The 20,140-nt window shown below is 39.6% G+C and carries 20 protein-coding genes; 6 read left to right on the top strand and 14 right to left on the bottom strand.

Features of this window, described 5'->3' with window-relative positions; translation table 11 throughout:
* Nucleotides 1-9 precede the first annotated feature (9 nt).
* On the top strand, nt 10-828 hold the full coding sequence (locus tag GJV03_RS16935; RefSeq protein WP_154130639.1) for an MBL fold metallo-hydrolase: 819 nt from the start codon (nt 10-12) through the stop codon (nt 826-828).
* Nucleotides 821-1,426 (top strand): dual specificity protein phosphatase family protein, encoded by a 606-nt coding sequence (locus tag GJV03_RS16940; RefSeq protein ID WP_151802959.1) that lies wholly within the window; start codon nt 821-823, stop codon nt 1,424-1,426. Before GJV03_RS16935 ends, GJV03_RS16940 begins: the two co-directional genes overlap by 8 nt.
* Before the next feature lie 10 nt (nt 1,427-1,436).
* Here the strand turns inward: GJV03_RS16940 and GJV03_RS16945 are convergent, their stop codons facing one another.
* Genes GJV03_RS16945 through trpA form a run of 4 tightly spaced genes read right to left on the bottom strand, consistent with a single transcriptional unit; the run spans nt 1,437 to nt 5,420 of the window.
* Complete coding sequence (locus GJV03_RS16945; protein WP_056514007.1) at nt 1,437-2,447, bottom strand: SPOR domain-containing protein; 1,011 nt, start codon at nt 2,445-2,447, stop codon at nt 1,437-1,439.
* Nucleotides 2,438-3,727 carry a bifunctional tetrahydrofolate synthase/dihydrofolate synthase gene (gene folC, locus GJV03_RS16950; RefSeq protein WP_154130640.1) on the bottom strand — a complete coding sequence of 430 codons (1,290 nt, stop codon included), beginning with the start codon at nt 3,725-3,727 and terminating at the stop codon, nt 2,438-2,440. Before folC ends, GJV03_RS16945 begins: the two co-directional genes overlap by 10 nt.
* Entirely contained in the window at nt 3,724-4,620 is an 897-nt protein-coding gene (accD, locus tag GJV03_RS16955) for an acetyl-CoA carboxylase, carboxyltransferase subunit beta (protein WP_004723984.1), read from the bottom strand. Before accD ends, folC begins: the two co-directional genes overlap by 4 nt.
* Nucleotides 4,617-5,420: a tryptophan synthase subunit alpha gene (trpA, locus tag GJV03_RS16960; protein WP_004723986.1), complete on the bottom strand. Its 804-nt coding sequence runs from the start codon at nt 5,418-5,420 to the stop codon at nt 4,617-4,619. The genes accD and trpA overlap by 4 nt, the downstream gene beginning before the upstream one ends.
* 421 nt (nt 5,421-5,841) lie before the next feature.
* Between trpA and GJV03_RS16965 the strand changes: the two genes are divergently transcribed.
* Nucleotides 5,842-7,173, top strand: coding sequence for a Na+/H+ antiporter NhaC family protein (locus GJV03_RS16965; RefSeq protein WP_151957702.1), 1,332 nt, complete (start codon nt 5,842-5,844; stop codon nt 7,171-7,173).
* A 157-nt stretch (nt 7,174-7,330) separates the two neighbouring features.
* Here GJV03_RS16965 and GJV03_RS16970 read toward each other — a convergent pair whose 3' ends face one another.
* A complete protein-coding gene (locus tag GJV03_RS16970; protein WP_105714431.1) occupies nt 7,331-8,365 on the bottom strand; it encodes an AraC family transcriptional regulator in 1,035 nt (344 codons plus the stop codon).
* Between the two features lie 154 nt (nt 8,366-8,519).
* Here GJV03_RS16970 and GJV03_RS16975 point away from each other — a divergent pair, with 154 nt between their 5' ends.
* Together GJV03_RS16975 and GJV03_RS16980 are read left to right on the top strand one after the other, a co-directional pair.
* Nucleotides 8,520-9,395, top strand: a complete 876-nt coding sequence (locus GJV03_RS16975) for a metal-dependent hydrolase (RefSeq protein ID WP_151957701.1) — start codon at nt 8,520-8,522, stop codon at nt 9,393-9,395.
* 71 nt (nt 9,396-9,466) lie between these two features.
* Nucleotides 9,467-10,342, top strand: a complete 876-nt coding sequence (locus GJV03_RS16980; protein WP_056514002.1) for a metal-dependent hydrolase — start codon at nt 9,467-9,469, stop codon at nt 10,340-10,342.
* Between the two features lie 29 nt (nt 10,343-10,371).
* Here GJV03_RS16980 and GJV03_RS16985 read toward each other — a convergent pair whose 3' ends face one another.
* From GJV03_RS16985 to GJV03_RS17020, 9 genes are all read right to left on the bottom strand, one after another.
* Nucleotides 10,372-11,367 (bottom strand): DUF2804 domain-containing protein, encoded by a 996-nt coding sequence (locus GJV03_RS16985; protein ID WP_154130641.1) that lies wholly within the window; start codon nt 11,365-11,367, stop codon nt 10,372-10,374.
* A 213-nt stretch (nt 11,368-11,580) separates the two neighbouring features.
* Nucleotides 11,581-11,958: a DUF805 domain-containing protein gene (locus GJV03_RS16990; protein ID WP_105714433.1), complete on the bottom strand. Its 378-nt coding sequence runs from the start codon at nt 11,956-11,958 to the stop codon at nt 11,581-11,583.
* A gap of 219 nt (nt 11,959-12,177) precedes the next feature.
* Nucleotides 12,178-14,310: a 3-hydroxyacyl-CoA dehydrogenase NAD-binding domain-containing protein gene (locus tag GJV03_RS16995; protein WP_154130642.1), complete on the bottom strand. Its 2,133-nt coding sequence runs from the start codon at nt 14,308-14,310 to the stop codon at nt 12,178-12,180.
* A gap of 11 nt (nt 14,311-14,321) precedes the next feature.
* Complete coding sequence (locus tag GJV03_RS17000) at nt 14,322-15,527, bottom strand: acetyl-CoA C-acetyltransferase (protein WP_154130643.1); 1,206 nt, start codon at nt 15,525-15,527, stop codon at nt 14,322-14,324.
* Between the two features lie 196 nt (nt 15,528-15,723).
* On the bottom strand, nt 15,724-16,227 hold the full coding sequence (locus GJV03_RS17005) for a hypothetical protein (RefSeq protein WP_154130644.1): 504 nt from the start codon (nt 16,225-16,227) through the stop codon (nt 15,724-15,726).
* Nucleotides 16,228-16,321: 94 nt separating this feature from the next.
* Nucleotides 16,322-16,534, bottom strand: a complete 213-nt coding sequence (locus tag GJV03_RS21810; protein ID WP_252720732.1) for a GNAT family N-acetyltransferase — start codon at nt 16,532-16,534, stop codon at nt 16,322-16,324.
* Nucleotides 16,531-16,839 carry a GNAT family N-acetyltransferase gene (locus GJV03_RS21815; protein ID WP_252720733.1) on the bottom strand — a complete coding sequence of 103 codons (309 nt, stop codon included), beginning with the start codon at nt 16,837-16,839 and terminating at the stop codon, nt 16,531-16,533. Before GJV03_RS21815 ends, GJV03_RS21810 begins: the two co-directional genes overlap by 4 nt.
* A 123-nt stretch (nt 16,840-16,962) precedes the next feature.
* Nucleotides 16,963-17,424 (bottom strand): GNAT family N-acetyltransferase, encoded by a 462-nt coding sequence (locus tag GJV03_RS17015; RefSeq protein ID WP_004817773.1) that lies wholly within the window; start codon nt 17,422-17,424, stop codon nt 16,963-16,965.
* A 147-nt stretch (nt 17,425-17,571) separates the two neighbouring features.
* Complete coding sequence (locus tag GJV03_RS17020; RefSeq protein WP_004724010.1) at nt 17,572-18,582, bottom strand: AraC family transcriptional regulator; 1,011 nt, start codon at nt 18,580-18,582, stop codon at nt 17,572-17,574.
* Nucleotides 18,583-18,793: 211 nt separating this feature from the next.
* Between GJV03_RS17020 and GJV03_RS17025 the strand changes: the two genes are divergently transcribed.
* On the top strand, nt 18,794-19,912 hold the full coding sequence (locus tag GJV03_RS17025; protein WP_154130645.1) for a CaiB/BaiF CoA-transferase family protein: 1,119 nt from the start codon (nt 18,794-18,796) through the stop codon (nt 19,910-19,912).
* The last annotated feature ends 228 nt before the right edge of the window (nt 19,913-20,140 follow it).

Below are 20,140 nucleotides of genomic sequence, written 5' to 3' on the forward strand. Positions count from 1 at the left end.
TGCTTAATTATGATTTATAAGGTACATCATTTACATTGTGGAACCATGTGTCCGATATGCGCACCACTATACGGACAAAAAGGTTTGTATGGCAAAATGGTGTGTCATTGCCTATTGATTGAAACAGACAAAGGTCTTGTATTGGTCGATACCGGTTTTGGGATGCAAGACTACCTACATCCGCAAACCCGCTTAGGTAAAGCTTTTACTAAAATCAGTGGGATACAAGCTGATTTCAATCTCACAGCCATTTCTCAAATTCAACAATTGGGTTTTAAACCATCTGATGTTCAACATATTTTGGTGAGTCATTTAGACTTAGATCATGCTGGTGGTATTTCAGACTTTCCCAATGCAACAGTTCACATCTTATCCAGTGAGTTTAATGCAGCACAAAAACTTTCAGTCATGAACAAATTGCGCTATCGGCCGCAACAATTTAAAAATCATCGTTACTGGAATTTTCTTGAACCTAAAAATGGCGAAGCATGGTTCAATTTCCAAAAAGTTCAAGGCTTTAATATTTTCAATGATGAAATTCTATTGATTCCTTTAGTCGGCCATACTGTAGGACACTGCGGTATAGCGATCAAACAACAAGATAGATGGTTATTGTTCTGTGGCGATGCTTATTTTAATCATCTAGAACTCAACCCCAAGAATAGATTACGCGCGCTCGACAAAATTGAATATCTCCTAGCGGAAGATAATACATTGCGCTTAAAAACATTATCACAACTGCAACAGCTTGCACAGAATGAAGCAAAAATTGAAATTATCTGTGCCCACGATCCTGTTGAACTAGACCGATATTTAAAACATGCTTAAATCTCAATTATTACGTTATACCACTATTTTCGCACTCAGCGTACAGCTTTCAGCATGTATGACAACTGCTGCACTTCCAGATCATGAGCGCCCAAAACAATGGGGAAGCATCGTTGCTCCACAGTATAATTTTTATCGGATCAGTGACACCGTTTTTCGTAGTGAACAACCCAGTGCTGAACTTATTCCTGAGTTAAAAACCAATCAAATTGATGTCGTGATTAATTTAAGAAGTCGCAATAAAGATAAAACAGTACTTTCAAAACAAAACTTTCAATTGGTTCATATCCCGATCAATACTTGGGCAATTGATCGTCATGATCTACTCAATGTCATGAAAACAATTCAAATCGCAAAAGCCCACAACCAGAAGGTTTTAATCCATTGCTATCATGGTTCTGATCGTACTGGGGCAAGTGTTGCAATGTACCGAATTATTTTTGAGAACTGGTCTGTGAATGATGCTTTAAATGAAATGAAGCATGGCGGTTATGGCTTTCATCCAATCTGGGGCAATATTGAAAAACTTTTTACCCCTGAAAATATAAAATGGATCCGTGAGCAGCTCGCGAATCCATCTTTAACCACAAATACCTAACTCATAGCGTTTAACGTCGGTCTAGAGGTACCCACTCGATTACCCAAGCCGACTTCATGCCTAGACTCGCATCAGAATTGATCTTCTTACGTGCTGAATCCGCAGTCTCTCGATCTTTCGATGGTCCAACCATAATACGAATACCTTTTGAGGTTGGACTCTTGGTCACTTTATACCCTTTGGCACGTAATTTAGCAGCGACAGCATCGGCATTGGCTTCATTGGCGGCAAGCGCAACTTGTACCATCCATTGCTTATCACCATTTTCAAGCAAATCACGTGCTTTTTCAGCTTCCGCTTTTTTCTTTGCTTCTTCTTGTGCTTTGTGTTTTTTATCCGCTTCTGCTTTCTTGTCTTCCGCTTGCTTTTTCTCAGCAGCGGCTTTCTTTTCAGCATCTAGCTTACGTTTTTCATCTGCTTTTTGTTGTTCTTCTAATTTACGTTTCTTTTCTTCAGCGGCTTTTTTATCTGCTTCTGCGGTAGCTTGACGCTTCTGCTCAGCTAACTTTTTTTCAGCATCGGCTTTTTGCTTTAATTGAGCATTTTGCTGTTCAAGTTTTTTCTGCTCTGCTGCTTTCTGTTGTGCTTTGGCTTTTTCATCCTGTACCAGCTCAGGAGGAATATCAGCCCCTTCCTGTGCTGCCGCAGCAGCTGCACCACGTCTTGCATTTGCAGCAGCATACTCTTCAGCTGCTTTACGTGCAGCATCTGCTTCTGCCTGTTGTTGCATACGTAAAAAATCTGCTGCTTTTGCTTCTTGTTCAGCAACCGCTTTTTCACGGGCACGCTTCTGCTCTTCTAACAGACGTTTTTCAGTCGCAACATCGACAGTCAACGGCTGCAATTGTACAGGCTCACCAGCAGGTGCCGCTTTATTTTGCTGAGCTTGGCTTGTCGGCTGTGTCTCTGCTTGGCTTTGGTGGATTTCTTCTTTACCTTTTAGAAGCAATGCCGCCAATAGAACACCACCACTTAATAAAACAACACCACCCATCCAGCGTTGTTTGTTATTCATTGACATTCGTCTAAATACTCCCAGACCGCTTCTAAGGTATGGAATGAACCACACACCAAAATCAGCTGATTATTATTGGTTTCTGCAAGCGCTGATTGAAATGCTGCTTGTACACAATCAAACTGTTCAACTGTCTCATGCTGTAAAGCAGTTTGTAATTGTTCCAATGATGCCGCACGAGGCACAGTTAACGGTGCAATTTTCCACTTTAATACAGTATTTTTCAACAACTTGACCACAGAATCTACATCTTTGTCGGACAACATTGAAAAAACAGAGACAACTTCTGTGTACTGTTTATTGTATTCTAGGAATTTTCGCAATTGCTTTAACAAAAATTCTACACCATGCGGATTGTGTCCCGCATCAAAAATTACTGTTTTATCGTGTATTTTTCTAATTTCAAAGCGCCCTGACAATTGTGCGTTCTGAATACCTTGCGAAATCGCCTGTTGTGAAACCGTTAAACCGCTCACCAAAATTGCAGCGACAGCAGCAGAAATATTTTCCAGTGCCAAGTGTCCTAAAGGAAGTTTTAAAGTCGTTCCTGAGCTTGCAAAATTCCAAGATTGACCATCTTCTGAATTATCATAAAAATAATCATGGTTTAGCGCATACAGCGTGGCATTGGTTTCTTGTACTTTATGTTGTATCGCTTGTGGTATGTCTTGTGTACCGGCAAAAATGACAGGGATATTTGCTCGAATAATACCGGCTTTTTCATAAGCAATTTTTTCAATTGTATCGCCAAGCCAATCAGTATGGTCTAAACCAATATTGGTAATCACAGCCACATCTGGATCAATCACATTGACAACATCCAAACGACCACCAAGACCAACTTCAAGTACCCAAACATCACATTGTTTTTGTTTAAAAATAACAAATGCGGCCAAAGTTGTGGCTTCAAAAAAAGATAAAGATAAATCACAAATACGGCGGGCTTGATCAACCGCAACAAAAGCATCAATCAAAGTTTGATTATCAACTTCTTGTCCAGCCAGTTTAACCCGTTCATTAAAACGATAAATATGTGGAGACTGGTATAAACCAACATTCAGCCCTTGCGCATTCAGAATCGCAGCGAGTGTTGTTGTGGTTGAACCTTTGCCATTTGTTCCAGCAACGGTAATCACTTTGGCTTTAGGGTTAATCACCCCGAGTTGTTCTGCCACAGGAATCACGCGCTCTAAGCCTAAATCAATCCCTGTAACGTGAACATGGCTCCAATAATCGAGCCATGTTTGTAAATCATCAGTATTTAAAGGTGCTGTTTGGTTGTTCAAGGCAAATTCATCAGTTTCGCTACAATACGATATACAGTATCACGTAATGCGTGACGATGAACAATTTGATCGATTACACCATGATCAAGCAAAAATTCCGCACGTTGGAACGGTTCTTCCAGCTTCTCACGTACTGTTTGTTCAATCACACGTTTACCTGCGAAACCGATCATCGCTTTAGGTTCAGCAATATGTACATCACCTAACATTGCCAATGATGCTGTTACACCACCATACACTGGATGGGTTAATACCACGATATACGGAAGATGCGCATCTTTGATTTTTTGAATCGCCGCAGAGGTACGCGCCATTTGCATCAAAGACAACATGCCTTCCTGCATACGAGCACCGCCTGAAGCAGCAAAACAAATCAGTGGTTGCTTATCTTTAATCGCTTTTTCAGCAGCTTGTACAAAACGGTCACCGACCACAGTACCCATTGATCCAGCCATAAAGTCGAATTCAAATGCGCATGCAACCATTGCAATATTTTTAACTTGACCTTGCATCACCACAAGGGCTTCAGTTTCACCTGTTTTTTCCTGCGCTTCTTTAATACGCTCTGGATAAGGCTTGCTGTCTACAAAATGTAAAGGATCTTTTGCTGCAAATTCTTGACCAAGTTCAGTGGTCACATTATCAAAAAACCAATTTAAACGATCACGTGCTTTCATTTTCAAATGTTCATCGCATGATGGACAAACATAGGCATTGAAAGACATTGCAGTACGAGTCACGAGTGCATGACATTCAGGGCACTCAATGGTTGGTTCTGTAAACGTCGCTTTGAGTGTTTGTTGTTGGTCAGGCATATGGATGCCTGGAACTGTACGATCTGTCCACGGCGTTGTTGCGCTGAGGATTTTCCCTGATTTCACTTCTTGATTCATACTAACTCATCGAGCGCGGCTCGAAGCTCCTTGACTTTATTCACTGCTGCTTCAACAGCTTGTTCTGGTGCAAGATTTGCAAATGGTTTGACAAAAGCACTTCCAACAATCACTGCATCAGCAACTTGACCTACGGCTTTTGCAGAAGCGGCATCACTAATCCCAAAACCTACCCCAACTGGAATATCGGTAAAGGTTTTGATTTTTTCAATACGTGCTGCAACTTCCGTTGTATCCAATGTTGCTGCACCCGTTACGCCTTTTAGAGACACATAGTAAATAAAGCCACTTGCTTGTTTCACTACATGCTGAATACGTTCATCGGTAGAGGTTGGTGCAAGCAAGAAGATTTGATCCATATTGTACTTTTGCAATACTTCATCTAAATCTTGTGCTTCTTCAGGTGGTAAATCCACAAGAAGTACACCATCAACACCACAGTCATTCGCATAAGCTACAAACTTTTCATAACCAATCACTTCTACAGGGTTTAAATACCCCATTAAAACAACTGGCGTTGTTGTATCTTTTTGGCGAAATTCTTTAACCATATTCAAGGCATCAAAGGTATTGGTACCCGCAGCTAAAGCGCGCTCTGCTGCAAGTGCAATCACTGGACCATCTGCCATAGGATCGGAAAATGGCAATCCAAGTTCAACTACGTCTACGCCTGCTGCAACCATTTGATGTAACAATGGTACGGTTACATGTGGTTGAGGATCACCCGCCATAACATAAGAAACCAAAGCCTTACGCTGTTGAGATTTAAGCTGTGCAAAACGAGTGGCTAAACGTGACATAGGATTGTACATTCCTTGAATTGTTCAAACTTGAGGAGTTTTTAGATCATTAAACACCAGTAAATAAATTCAAAATGGATTTATTTACGGTTTAATCATCCAAATGTATAAATACAAGACACTGCATTGTAACGCTATTTTTTACTCAAAGGATAGAGTCACATAGTCGCTCTCGCGTATCTTGTTTTATATCACCAATAATAAAACAACCCATGGATACATTTAGCGCTATTTTCAAGTTGAGGACAATGATCAAAGCTACCTATTTTCAAGCTTACAAAAAAATATCATTATGAGTAAAAAATAAAGTTAAATCATTACCCTACAGCCAAACACCCTATCACCCACATCACTTAATTATTTTTCAGAAATTGCAAAAGCTGTTTATACTAGTCAGGATTCTGATTTTTTATCTCCTCTTATGACCACACATTCTCAGGCTAAAGTGCAAGCCAGCGTGCTTGCGCTCTTGCCGCTTATTGTTTTTTTAGCCATTTTTTTAGGCAGTGGTATTTATCACACGATCATTGGTACTGAGTTTGCTTTTTATCAAGTGAAAGCCCCTATTGCTGCTCTTCCTGCAATTATTTTGGCCATCCTGCTGTATAGAGGGAAAATCAATGCCGCTATAGAAACATTTTTGCATGGTGCAAGCCATCCCAATTTAATTTTGATGTTTATGGTCTTTATGCTTGCAGGTGCCTTTGCCAGCGTAACCAGTGCAATCGGTAGTGTGGACTCCACTGTTCAATTTGGTTTATCGATTATTCCATCTGAATTTGTCCTTCCGATGCTTTTCATCATTTCGGCCTTTATTGCCACAGCAATGGGAACATCGATGGGAACCATTGCTGCATGTGCGCCGATTGCTTTTGGTTTTTCTCAAGCAACGGATATTCAGCCCATTTATGCAATTGGTGCTGTGGTCAGCGGGGCAATGTTTGGTGATAACTTATCCATGATTTCAGATACCACCATTGCAGCGACTCGAAGCCTAAATGTAGAACTGCGTGATAAATTTCGAGTGAATATCTGGATCGCATTGCCTGCTGCGATCATCACCATATTGATTTATATTTTGACCAGCCATCATGCACAAACCATTGAATATAAAAACTATAACTTATGGCTTATTTTGCCTTATGTGATCGTATTCTTTTTAGCATTTACACGTTTACATGTACTTGCAGTACTGACCATTGGAATAGTACTTTCGGGTTGTCTTGGCATCATTGAAAATCCTGAATTTACCCTACTTAAATACAATGCCGCTATTTATGATGGTTTTGTGGGTATGTTTGAAGTTGCCTTACTCTCTATGTTCTTAGGTGGTTTATCGGCGATTATGCAAAAAGAAGGCGGTTTAGAATGGTTAATTCAACATATTTATGCCTTAACCCGTCGATTTAAAATCGGTCAACAACGTGCGGGAGAAATTGGAATTAGCTTCCTTGTGGTTTTCTCAAATGTGTTTGTCGCAAATAATACGGTTGCCATCATCTTATCTGGAGACATGGCAAGAGAAGTTGCCAAAGAATATGCTGTTGATCCCAAACGTGCTGCTGCATTTATGGATATTTTCTCTTGTGTGGTTCAGGGCTTGATTCCATACGGTGCACAACTATTACTTGCATGCTCAATTGCCAAACTGTCCCCTGTTGAGCTGATTGGTTCGATTTATTATTGTTGGGTATTGGCGATATTTGCAATCTTGGCAATCGTATTTAGATTTCCTAAATTAAAGATAACTTGAAATCATGCTGAATCATGGTTTTAAAAAACCAATTCAACAATCAGATCAACCTGTGTTTTGTGCATAAATTAAAAAATTACAATCATACTAAGCACTTAGATAGTAGCAATACTATCTAAGTGCTTTTTTTAAACCATAATTTATTTGAACTGTTTTTTCACAATGACTTCAACTGTTGTTTTTTCTCGAGCAGGGTCTGCCCACTAAAAGCCTTATATGCTCTGGTTAAAGCTGACTGATCTGAATAACCTAACTGCATCGCAATTTCACTGAACGGCATGTGGCTTTCCAATAAAAAATCACAACGCTTCATCCGTTCAATCTCTACAATTTTTTTAAACGACGTCTGTAAGTCACTTAACTGTCGTTGTAAAGTCCGGGTGGATATATGAAGTTCTTGAGTAAGTTCTTCAATTTTTGGGGCTTGTTGTTTTAACTTTAAATATTCTGCCACAATCAAATGTAAACGCTGAGCAATGGTTTCATAGCGAGGTTTAGATGCAATAGCTTCCTCTGCCTGCTTGACCAAAAGCTGCATTAAGGACGGATCTGCCTGCTGGATTTTTAAATTTAAACCTGCTGAGGCTAAGACAAAACTGTATTGCGGTTGATGGAAAGAGACTTCACAGCCGTAGAACTTTAGATAATGATACATCGCCATTTGTGGTGCATGAGCAAAATGCACCGCATGTAATGGAAATTGGTTTGGCGGTACAATTTTACGCGCGAGATGCATCATTAACGCATTGGTAAATTCATTAATAAGAATGTATTTTTCATGATGAAAGGGCCAAATTAAATGTACATATTCTCCCTTGAGCTGCATTTGCATTGGAATAACTTCGTCACCATCAATCACCAAACGACTAAAGCGCATAATATTTTGTAAAGCTTCTGCCACGGTTGTACTTCGTGATGCCATATAGCCCAAAACACCAAAATGCTCAGGTCGCACATATTCTGCCATTTCAAAAACGATCTGAGGGCAATCTAGCGCTTGTTTGGTTTTTTCAATCAGTTGATGAAAGAAGAAATAGGAAGATTGTGTATCAATCGGCTGTGACAAAATTCCAATTAAATGTTTTTTTTCATCCGCTTGTAAGAAATCAAGCGTCGCAAGATCAATCCCTCGTTCAGACAGATACATCTGCCAGAGATGAAAATAACCATTTGGGATCTGTAATTCCTGCATCGTCTTGCACTCTTTTTAATCCTTTAACTTAGAAAATTGACATTGCAAATTTTCATTTTGTCGTAAAATGTATAAAAAATGGCAATATCTGTCAAAACAAACTTGCAAAATCCCGACATACTGAAATCATCAACAGTGATGCAAGTAAAATAAAATGAATGCATTAGTTACATATCAGGTCGATCCAGTGGTTCGAACCAAGCTCAACTTTAAACTTGAGGAAGTCCCTCGCTTCTGGTTTGGTGGAGATCCATTTCGCACGCGACTATTTGACGCACTCAGTCTGACCTTCCCTGATGGTGAGCGCTATTTCATAGAAAGTGTCCGACTCTTCCGTGACAAAATCACCGATCCAGATTTACAACAACGTGTTGCTGATTTTATTCGTCAAGAAGCACAACATGGTATTGCACATGACAAAATGAATCAGGTCATGAAAGATCAAGGCATGCCTGTCGATCAATTTATCCAACTTTTAAGTAAGATTTTTAAATTTGAATTGAGCCAACGCTCGCCTCAATACAATATTGCGATGACAGCTGCCGCTGAACATCTCACCGCTTTGATGGCAGAAACATTTTATCGCCATAAGGCAACCTTATCTGAAGCACATCCTTATGTCCGGGCCTTACTGGCGTGGCATTCTATTGAAGAAATGGAGCATCGAGATGTGGCCTTTGATGTGATGCAACAAGTCGGTGAGGTCCCTGACAACTTACGTCGATTTGCTTTAGCCTTTACCACCATAATGATGTTCAACTTTACCCTCTACCGTGCCAATATCATGCTTAAACATGATGGATTCAGCCGTATAGAACGTTTAAAAATGGCAACGCAAGGATTGCCTTGGTTCTTCGGTAAAAAAGGGATTTTATCTGCAATGAAAAATGAATATTTAGACTGGTTTAAAAAAGATTTTCATCCGAGCCAACACCCTGTAATTCGACAATATCAAGTTTGGGTCGATACGATGGCTGAAACCAATGATCCTATTCAAGCAGGTGATGCATTTTGGCAGGCTGGACTATAGCTGTCTTGATATAAACCGATCAGTTCTATCCTGAGTAGGGATTTGAACTGAATAATGCGAGAAATAAAACAATGAATGCATATGTAAAACACCAAGTTGATCCTGTGGTTCGCAGCAATTTAGATTTTAGATTGAATGAAGTTCCACGCTTTTGGTTTGATAATGACCCTTTTCGTACCCGTATGTTTGATGCGCTGAGTCTGACCTTTCCTGTAGGTGAAAGATATTTCATTCAAAGTGTTCGGGCACTGCGTGACAAAATCACCGATCCTGATTTACAGCAACGTGTCACGGATTTTATTCGACAGGAAGCACAGCACGGTATTGCACATGACAAAATGAATGAAGAAATGCTGCACCAAGGCATGCCTGTTGATCAGTTTGTAAAATTTATGGGTGCACATTTCGAGCATATACTGAAACATCGTTCCAAACAGTACAACATTGCCATGACTGCCGCAGCAGAACATCTTACCGCATTAATGGCAGAAACTTTTTATAGTAAACAAGAGACTTTAGCAGAGGTTCACCCTTTTGTTCGTGCTCTATTTGCTTGGCATTCAATCGAAGAAATGGAACATCGAGATGTCGCTTTTGATGTCATGAAAGAGGTGGGAGAAGTTCCTGAAAACTTACGTAAATTTGCGCTTGCCTTTGTCACTTTACAAATGTTTGGATTTACCTTTTACCGTGCCAATGTCATGCTTAAATACGATGGATTCAGTCGTTTGCAACGTGCTCAATTTGCACTCAAAGGTATTCCATGGTTTTTTGGCAAACACGGTAAATTATCAGCAATGCGTGAACAATACTTAGATTGGTTTAAGCCTGATTTTCATCCGAGCCAACACCCTGTGATTCGACAATATCAGGTTTGGGTCGATGTTTTGGCCGAAACCAATGATCCGATTCAAGCAGGTGAAGCATTTTGGAAGGCTGCTTTATAAGGTTAAAAAAGCTTTAAATAAGAACAGCCTTACCATTTCGCGTAATGCTGTTCCAACAAGCCATAGGCTTGATCTAACTGAATACACTCACCCACTTCAGATTCGACCGTACCACTAATGCGTGATTGCCATTGGCTAAACTGACTCCCCACCAAACGTAAATTTAAGTTTTCAAATCTCCGCCAGCCGGTTTCTACTGTCAGGTTTAATTTCTGGTCTAAAGAGCGAATTGACCACAGGTTTGCATCTAACTTTTCAAACAGTACATCGGCAACTGCATATAGAACGCCATTGACCCACAAACAATTTTCATTGCCAAAACTCTCATTTACACCTGAAGCGAGGTTTAAGCCTATACGGTTTCCTTGCGTATCCCAAAAGTTACACGATAACCAAAACCACGCTGTTTCGGGTCTTAAAAACCCACAGGTGTCATCGAGAGATGCCAAAGTTTTTTCATTAAAATCTATACGCACTTTATCTTTATTGATAAAGAAGCCTTCTACAGCCAAGGTGGTTTTCTTTTGCGTATAGGTCCAACCATTAATACCATTGGGACTACACAAGCTTAAAGGCTCTGTTCCTGCACAAAAAATGCGGGCTTTTAACTGCTCTTCACCATTTCGAGTTGCCCGTATATAACGCACACCATTGGCATGTTGCATTTCAAATTCAAAAGGTGATTTACTAAAGTGACTTTGGCTATACAAAGGTTGCTCATCTAAGCTTGTCCCTCGCCCTAAAATCGTATTGGCATTCCATTCTAAAACTTCATTCGTTGAATGGTCATAGACATAAATAAAGCCATGCCCTGCCCAACCAATATCTGCAATTGCAATACCGATAGAATAGTGTTCATGCTGGATACCACAAAACTTAAACTTTTTATATTTTAAATGTTTACGCCAACCTGTTAATACTTTGCCATACGGGGTTTTGTAGATATATTGATTAACATTAATCTTACTCGGCACATCTTTAAAACGCCCATAACGGGGTTGACCATTGCTTTGTATTAAATCCATGTGAATTCCCAATCCTTTTATAAGGGAAGTATCAGACTTTAGTCGGTCCTTCGATTATTGCTATTTTTTCAAATTTAGCAACACCATCACACACCAAATCAATCCACTTTTATCACGATTTAACCTATAAAATATTCGCTTGATAGATAAAATTTAGCTTTGATTTAATTCATAAAAAATAGGGCAAATGCCCTATTTTTTAATCTGCAAAAATTACTTTGCAGGACCACCCCATTGATTTGTTTCAGGCTTGGTATCTGAAGCAAACCAGTAAATTAAAACAAAGGCACCAAAAGGAACAAAGATAAGCAGATACCACCAACCTGTCTTTCCTATATCATGTAAACGGCGAGCTGCAACTGAAATTGAAGGCACGATCAGTGCTAATACAGTGATCAAATACAACACAAACGGTTTTTTAAAAATGATTGAGTCTAAAATCACTGCAATGATCAGTACAACAAACTGTATCAATACAAAGTACCAATATTCTTTACGGCGAGCACGCCCAGAAAAGTTGGCATAATTACTTAGACATTTTTTAAACCAATCAATCGCATTATATTGATCTTCGGTTTTATTTTGTGACATTGCTTTTCTCTCTTTATTTTATAAGTGTTACTGACATTTTTTGTACTAAAGCTGTAGCCAGATACTAACTGGTTTTGCATGTTTTTCATACACTTTTATTCTATAAAAAGTAAAATCTATTCGAAAAAAGAAAGAGGTACTTGACCTCTTTCTGTGCAAATCATTGTCTAATCTATGCTTGAGACATTCATCTACAATTTTTAAAGCAATATATAAAAATCAGATAATCTTTCCATGTGGAATTTGATCAATTAACTTTTGCGGTGCTTTAAAACGTTCGCCATATTTTGCTTCAAGCGAGTTCGCTCGAACTAGAGCTTTTTCTAAACCATACTGATTTAAGAATTGAATCGCACCACCCGTCCACGGCGCAAAGCCAATACCAAAAATCGAACCAATATTGGCATCAATCACAGATTCCAAGACATGCTCTTCATAGCAACGTAAGGTATCTAAAGCTTGAACAAATAGGAAACGGTCGATCATTTCCTGCTCAGAAATATCAACATTTTTCGTCCAATGGCTTAAGCCATCCCAAAGATGCTTTTTACCACCTTCTGGATACTCATAAAAACCAGCACCTGCAGCCTTGCCTTTACGTTCAAAGGTGTGAATCATGGTTTCAATAACATCATCAGCACCTGAAAGTGGTAAATCCTTACCTTCAGCCTGAAGTGCTTTACGGGTTTCTTTGGCCACATGCTCAGAAAGCGTTAATGCCACTTCATCTTGAATCGCCAATGGGCCCACTGGCATACCTGCTTTTAGTGCTGCCATCTCAATACGTGCAGGATGTACGCCCTCGTGCAGTAAACGTAGACCTTCTTGCACAAATGTACCAAACACACGGCTGGTGAAGAAACCACGGCTATCATTGACCACAATTGGCGTTTTGCCAATTTGTTGCACATAGTCATAGGCTTTTGCTAAGGTTTCAGCAGAGGTGTTTTTACCTTTGATGATTTCAACCAATTGCATTTTATCGACAGGACTAAAGAAATGTAGACCAATAAAATGCGTATCATCTTTAGAGGCTTTGGCTAAACCCGTGATCGGTAATGTTGATGTATTTGAGGCCATGACACCATTATTGGCAAGAAATTGTTCCGCTTCTTGAGTCACTTTGGCTTTTAATTCTTGGTTTTCAAATACAGCTTCGATAATCAAATCACAGCCTTTTAAGTCTTCTGCAGATGCCGTTGCGGTAATCAAACTTAAAACTTGATCACGTTTTTCCGCGCTCATACGACCTTGCGAAACACGTTTATCCAATAGTTTTTGACTATAGGCTTTACCCTTTTCAGCATTTTCCACAGAAACATCTTTTAGCACAACTTGAATGCCTTTGATTGCTGTCGAATATGCAATACCCGCGCCCATCATGCCTGCACCAAGTACACCCACTTTGGTCGCTTGCCACTTGGCAATGTTTTTAGGACGACTTGCACCTGCTTTAATTGCATTCAAACCATGCCAGAATGTTCCAATCATATTCTTGGCAACTTGCCCTGTTGCAAGATAAGTGAAGTAACGGCCCTCTATTCGGAAAGCTGTATCTACATCAACTTGAGCGCCTTCAACCGCGGCAGCCATAATCGCTTCAGGCGCTGGATAACAGCCCTTGGTTTTATCACGTAGCATTGCTGGTGCAATTGCCAGAATCTGAGCAACCGCAGGTGTTTTAGGATCGCCACCCGGAATTTTATAACCTTTCACATCATAAGGCTGTTGAGATTTTGGATTGGCTTTGATCCAAGCAATCGCTTTGTCCAGCATGTCTTGCTCGCTATCCGCAAGCTCATTGACCAAACCTAAAGACTTGGCTTTATCTACCCCGAATTGCTTGCCTTCCATAAGGAATGGGAATGCATTCTGTAAACCCAGCAGGCGTACCATACGCACCACACCGCCACCACCTGGAAGTAAGCCCAGTGTTACTTCTGGCAAACCTAATTTGGTTTTAGGATCATTTAAAGCAATACGATAATGACAACTTAAAGCAATTTCCCAACCACCACCTAGCGCTGTACCATTAATCGCCGCAACCACAGGAACACCTAATGTATCAATCGCACGAAGATCACCTTTTAGCTTGGCAGTCATATTAAAGAATTCAGTGGCATGTTCTGGCGTTGCCTCAATCAGCTCATCCAGATCACCGCCGGCAAAAAAAGTTTTTTTCGCAGAACGATAAATCACACCTTTTAAATCTGTTTCAGATTTAAGTTTAGACACAACATTTTCTAAAGCCACACGAAAATCGGCATTCATGGTATTTGCAGACTGGTTTGGAGAATCCATCGTTAAAATAACAATGCCATCCGCATTTTTTTCATATTGAATTGCACTCATTATTATTCTCCTTATACCAACTCAATAATGGTCGCAATACCCATGCCACCACCTACACACAATGTTGCTAGACCACGTTTTTTACCCTGACGTTCTAATTCATCAAGTAGCGTACCAAGAATCATTGCACCTGTTGCGCCCAATGGGTGCCCCATTGCAATTGCACCCCCATTTACATTGACCTTTTCAGCAGGAACTTTAAGTTCAGTCATAAAACGCATCACCACAGATGCAAAGGCTTCATTCACTTCAAAGAGGTCAATATCTTCAATAGTGAGACCTGCTTTTGCCAGCGCCTTACGCGCAGCAGGTGCAGGACCTGTGAGCATGATGGTTGGATCTGTTCCAACCAATGCCGTTGCCAACACTTTTGCACGAGGTTTTAAGCCTTGCTCTTTGACTGCTTTTTCAGAAGCAATCAGCACCACAGCTGCGCCATCTACGATGCCCGATGAGTTTCCAGCATGATGTACATGGTTAATTTTTTGCGCTTCTGGATATTGTTGTAATGCAATCGCATCAAAGCCCATTCCACCCATCATTTCAAAACTTGGATTGAGTTTTGCCAAGCCTTCAGCAGTTGTGGTCGGTTTAATGAATTCATCTTTGTCAAGAATCGTAACACCAGCTTTATCTTTAACCGCAACCACGGACTGATCAAAGCGTCCCGCGGCCTGAGCAGCAGCAGCTTTACGTTGTGAGTTGGCAGCAAACTCATCCACATCTGTACGGCTATAGCCATCGAGCGTGGCAATTAAATCCGCGCCAATCCCTTGAGGAACAAAATGTGATTTTAAATTTGTTTCAGGATCCAGTGCCCAAGGTCCACCATCGGAACCCATTGGAATACGTGACATAGACTCTACGCCGCCAGCAACAACAATATCTTCCCAGCCTGAACGTACTTTTTGTGCAGCCATATTGACAGCTTCAAGACCTGAAGCACAAAAACGGTTGATTTGCACACCGGCAACATCATTGTCCCAGCCTGCCGCAATTGCAGCAGTTTTAGCAATATCACCACCTTGATCAGCAATTGGTGTTACACAACCCAGTACGATATCGTCTACTTTTGAAGTATCAAGCTGGTGACGATCTTTCAATTCATTGAGCAATGTGGTTAATAATGTAATTGGTTTCACTTCATACAGTGAACCATCTTTTTTTCCTTTTCCGCGTGGTGTGCGAATGGCATCAATGATGTAAGCCTCGCTCATAGCTGTTCCTTCTTATGACTTCTAGGTTGTTATCTGCCTTGAGTGTACGTTATAAAGTTGAGAGTTCAATGACGAGAACGAAATAGTCAGTTGATATTTTTTGTCAATTGAAGCAAATGCGTTGTCATTTTTTAATGGCTTAATTCAGGTATTGAATCCTCAGTTTTACATTCAGAATAATGTAAAAAAATGATGATCATGGTCTCTGCAAAAAATCCATATTCAGAATATCTGTAAACTTTCTTTTTCCTGTGTGTACTAAATGGGCTTCATATTCAGAAAAGTTTATCGGCTGATCTTCGCTTAAATCAGAATGTAATACTCCAACCATTAAATAATCTATTGCTGCAAACTGAGGGAACTCATGTTCCACAGCATCCAATTGCTCAATGTATCTAGATGCTTCACTTTCGAAACATTTAATGGTTTTTAATTCCCTTACAATCTGTCCGAAACCCTCCAAATACTCACTAATTTCAAAAATGACCTGACCATTTTGAAATTCACCATCCACTTGAATTATCTTTATATCACTTTCTAAAGATGTTTCCTTATAGGCTTGATCTTGCCATGAATCATTTGCTTTACGGTGTTGTATATAGGTCATTTTCGCTTTTTCAACATCTTCTAAAGTGGTAAAAATTCCTAGAATAATATCGATAAAGCGATAGGCTGAAATTGTTCTCATTAACATCCACATATTGTTCTCTTTTATATTGTATCCGTAATGGTTTTTTACATAATAAATTTTAAGAGAGTAATACTTCCAGATCAAACTGCAAAATCACTACCAATCATTTAAGCGCCAATCTCATTGCACATCTGCTGTTACGAGAAAAACCATATGCAACTTCATGCTCAAGTTTATGCTCAAGATATAGAGGCATCTCAAGCGCATTGATCTTTTCAAAGCCTAATTTTTCATAAAATGGTCGATTCCAAATCACATCATGAAAGGTGGTTAAGGTCACAGCATCACAGCCCTCTCCCTGAGCAATAGCAATCACATATTCAATAATTGCCGACCGATCCCTTGTTTTTGAAATGCGGCACTCACATCTAACTCGATAATATATAAATCAAGCGCTTGTCTTTCTGCATATAAAAAACCTGTAGCTTGATTCTTTTGATTAATCGCAACAAATGCATAAGCAGAAGAAATCAATTGCAAATGATCTTGTGCTGACAACACTGGGCTTTCGACAAGCCAAGATAACTCGGGAATACTTGAAAATGCTTGAGTAGCAGATTTTTCTATTTCGATCAGTTGCGCTATATCCGAAGGCTCAATTTTTCTAATCAAACATGTCATCTATATATCCAGTATAAAAATATTTAAATATCATCTAACTAATTAGCTCAAACCTAAAATAAGCAGGTCCGATATTCTCTTTTTTCATAATCATCACAATCATAGCGAAGATTATTCAATGCGCTATTGAGTGGATAAATCTAAATGATAGAACTGATTGAAATCAGACTCTTGATATTCTGAAAAAGAAGCACCTTTGATAAAACCAAATTTTTTATACAAGCAAATTGCGGGTTCAAAAGATGAGTGTGTTCCCGTTTCCAAACTCAATTTTTGGTATTCACGTTGTTGTGCAATCAATAAAAGATGTTTCAGCATTTCTGTTGCAGCACCTTTACGTAAATGTTTGGGATGTGTCCGCATAGACTTTAATTCAGCATGTGTAGATGACAACTCTTGAATTGCACCACAAGCTAAAAGTTCATTTTGTTCCCAAAGGGTAAAAAAGCTAATTTCGGGTTGTTGTAACGCAGTTAGATCTAATGCAAAACTATGCTCAATCGGTGAGTTTTCATGCATACCATGTAAATGAATTCTGAGTAAATCTTGTACTTGCACATCATCAAACTCAGCAAGTCTAATCATTTTTTAATACCCTATTCTTGAAAATTCTTTCACTTTATCGCTTATATCTTACAAGAAATTTTAGCTGAAATGATCAGGCATAAAAAAGCCCAAGTATCACTTGGGCTTAGGATCAGCTAAATTACTTTAGAATTCATCTATGTCGAATTAATGATAACCATGCAATTGACGATAAAGCCCTGGGGTAACCCCTGTCCATTTTTTAAATGCGCGATGGAAGGTACTGGTTTCACTAAAGCCCACTTGTTGTGCTACATCTTCCAAGGTTAAATCCGGATTTAACAACAAATGAATTGCAGCATCTCGACGCAAGGCATCCTTAACACCTTGGTAACTCTTACCTTCTGCAGCCAAGCGACGGCGCAAGGTTTGTGGTGATAAATACAACATTGAAGCCACATCATTTAAGGTTGGCATTTCTTCACCAATTTGACTCTTTAAGACTTCACGAATACGCGAAGTTAAAGAATTGGTATTTTTGAATTTCACCAAAAGCTGAGCAGGCGCAGCTTTTAAAAACTCTTCTAAACTTGCTTCATCCTGACGAATCGGTAAATCCAAATAGTCTGCGGCAAAAGTAATTTCAGTACGTGGCATATCAAATTGCATCACTGGTGCAAAGAACAGCGCATCATACTCATCTGCATGATTTGGACGCGGGTAACCAAAATGTACCCGTTCTAAAGGAATACGACGTTCAATTAACCATGAAGCTAGACCATGCCAAATCATCAACATACTTTCAGTAATAAAATGATCAGGGTCCATAGTTTTTGGAATCAATGGCACTAAACGCGCTTCATGTTTATCACGTTCGACCGCGACCGACCATTCATCACCAAATAATTTATAAAATTGTGATGATAACTCTAAAGCATCACCCAAAGTTTTAGCGTGGATAATCAATTGGCACATGATAGCAAAAGATCCCAAACGACGAGGTTGGATATCAAAGCCAACATGTTCATCTTGGGTCACCATCCACAGCATTTTCACAAAACGTGTATATTGCTCTGGTGAAATACGTGCTTTAGGTTGGCGAAGTAATTCTGCTTCTATGCCAACATGTGAAAGTAAGGTGTCAACGTCCATTCCTAGACGCTTCACACCTGTTAAGGCGGCATTCACAAAATGGATACTGATCGTATCACGACTCATGGTAAATCCTTCACTCTCTTTGATGTTCACTAACAATTGACCTAAATGACGCTAAAAAATGTTTTATTGGCGATTTACAACAGTGCAGATCACCTTTTTACATCATAAATTGCCGAAATGATCAAGGTAAATGGCTGAACATGACATTGTTTTGTTAATTTTATATTTCTATTATGGGTGTAAAATCAAGACAGTATTGGTAAAAACAATTATGACAACAGCTTTAAAGGGATTGAAAGTACTCGATTTTTCCACTTTATTACCAGGTCCATTTGCAACTTTATACCTTGCAGACCTAGGTGCAGAAGTGATCCATATTGAATCGCCAACGCGTCCAGATCTGGTGCGCTTGTTCCCGCCTTATGCCAATGGACAAGCGACTTCCCATAGTTATCTCAACCGAAATAAACAATCCATCACTTTAGATTTAAAAGATCCTGCCAGCATTGAGCAAGTTAAACAGAAGATTTCTGAGTTTGATATTGTCGTTGAACAATTTCGTCCGGGGGTGATGCAACGTTTGGGTTTGGATTATCAAACCTTGGCTGAAATTAACCCTCGTTTAATTTACTGTTCAATTACGGGTTATGGCCAAACAGGCTCATATAAAGATAAAGCTGGACATGATATTAACTATATTGCCCTGTCTGGTATCGCAGGACACTGTGGTCGCCAAGACAGTGGACCACCGCCGATGGGGATTCAAATCGCAGATGTAGCAGGTGGTTCCTTACATGCTGTCATCGGTATTCTTGCTGCTGTAGTTGAACGCCAAAATAGTGGTCTGGGACAATATATTGATATTTCCATGACCGATTGTGTGGTTGGACTCAATAATATGGCAGCCGCAGCCAGTTTGGCGGGTGGTCAACAGCAGCAACGTGAATCTGAACAACTTAATGGCGGCACCTTTTATGATTATTATGAAACGGCCGATGCTCGTTACTTATCTATTGGTAGCTTAGAGCCACAATTTATGACTGGACTGGCAAGCGCGTTAGAATTGCCAATCCTTCTACAAAAAGGTACTTCTTTCGATACTGAAGATCGTCAAATGGTCAAGCAAGCGATTCGAGATAAAATTAAAAGTAAAAATCTGGCTGAATGGAATCAACTGTTTGAACAACTGGACGTTTGCGTAGAACCCGTACTGAGTTTAGATGAAGCACTACAGTCCCAAATTTCTCAACAACGCAATTGGGTGGTCAATGTGCCATTGAAGCCTAATTCTGATCAAACTGAACCACAGTTAGCCTGTCCAATTAAGTTTTCAAGATCACAAATGCAATATCACTATATTGGCCAACAACTGGGTGAAGGGAAATGGTAATTGCCCATTTAATACAACACAATTCAAGTTAAATAAAATTACAATTCTGTCATTTTACTTACAATTTGTATAATTTGTAACCTCAGCATCCTGTGTAATCTTAATTCTAAATACGTTACACAGGTAAGCTGATCTTTTCAGATCAATTTTAATCCATGGTTTTTCAATTAATTTTTAAATAAAATTTAGTAGTTTAAAAACAATAGATTAAATTGACCAAAAACACCC

This window comes from Acinetobacter sp. RIT698, from assembly GCF_009668065.1.
Lineage (GTDB): Bacteria > Pseudomonadota > Gammaproteobacteria > Pseudomonadales > Moraxellaceae > Acinetobacter > Acinetobacter guillouiae.

Excerpts from the sequence above, each read along its gene's own strand:
- GJV03_RS16995 (WP_154130642.1), bottom strand. The coding sequence starts at position 14,310 with ATGAGTGCAATTCAATATGAAAAAAATGCGGATGGCATTGTTATTTTA.
- GJV03_RS21815 (WP_252720733.1), bottom strand. The coding sequence starts at position 16,839 with ATGACATGTTTGATTAGAAAAATTGAGCCTTCGGATATAGCGCAACTG.
- GJV03_RS16970 (WP_105714431.1), bottom strand. The coding sequence starts at position 8,365 with ATGCAGGAATTACAGATCCCAAATGGTTATTTTCATCTCTGGCAGATG.
- GJV03_RS16990 (WP_105714433.1), bottom strand. The coding sequence starts at position 11,958 with ATGTCACAAAATAAAACCGAAGATCAATATAATGCGATTGATTGGTTT.
- GJV03_RS16975 (WP_151957701.1), top strand. The coding sequence starts at position 8,520 with ATGAATGCATTAGTTACATATCAGGTCGATCCAGTGGTTCGAACCAAG.
- GJV03_RS16940 (WP_151802959.1), top strand. The coding sequence starts at position 821 with ATGCTTAAATCTCAATTATTACGTTATACCACTATTTTCGCACTCAGC.
- GJV03_RS16935 (WP_154130639.1), top strand. The coding sequence starts at position 10 with ATGATTTATAAGGTACATCATTTACATTGTGGAACCATGTGTCCGATA.
- GJV03_RS17020 (WP_004724010.1), bottom strand. The coding sequence starts at position 18,582 with ATGAGTCGTGATACGATCAGTATCCATTTTGTGAATGCCGCCTTAACA.
- GJV03_RS17005 (WP_154130644.1), bottom strand. The coding sequence starts at position 16,227 with ATGTGGATGTTAATGAGAACAATTTCAGCCTATCGCTTTATCGATATT.
- GJV03_RS16945 (WP_056514007.1), bottom strand. The coding sequence starts at position 2,447 with ATGTCAATGAATAACAAACAACGCTGGATGGGTGGTGTTGTTTTATTA.
- GJV03_RS16985 (WP_154130641.1), bottom strand. The coding sequence starts at position 11,367 with ATGGATTTAATACAAAGCAATGGTCAACCCCGTTATGGGCGTTTTAAA.
- trpA (WP_004723986.1), bottom strand. The coding sequence starts at position 5,420 with ATGTCACGTTTAGCCACTCGTTTTGCACAGCTTAAATCTCAACAGCGT.
- GJV03_RS17015 (WP_004817773.1), bottom strand. The coding sequence starts at position 17,424 with ATGATTAGACTTGCTGAGTTTGATGATGTGCAAGTACAAGATTTACTC.
- GJV03_RS17000 (WP_154130643.1), bottom strand. The coding sequence starts at position 15,527 with ATGAGCGAGGCTTACATCATTGATGCCATTCGCACACCACGCGGAAAA.
- GJV03_RS16965 (WP_151957702.1), top strand. The coding sequence starts at position 5,842 with ATGACCACACATTCTCAGGCTAAAGTGCAAGCCAGCGTGCTTGCGCTC.
- GJV03_RS17025 (WP_154130645.1), top strand. The coding sequence starts at position 18,794 with ATGACAACAGCTTTAAAGGGATTGAAAGTACTCGATTTTTCCACTTTA.
- GJV03_RS16980 (WP_056514002.1), top strand. The coding sequence starts at position 9,467 with ATGAATGCATATGTAAAACACCAAGTTGATCCTGTGGTTCGCAGCAAT.
- accD (WP_004723984.1), bottom strand. The coding sequence starts at position 4,620 with ATGAATCAAGAAGTGAAATCAGGGAAAATCCTCAGCGCAACAACGCCG.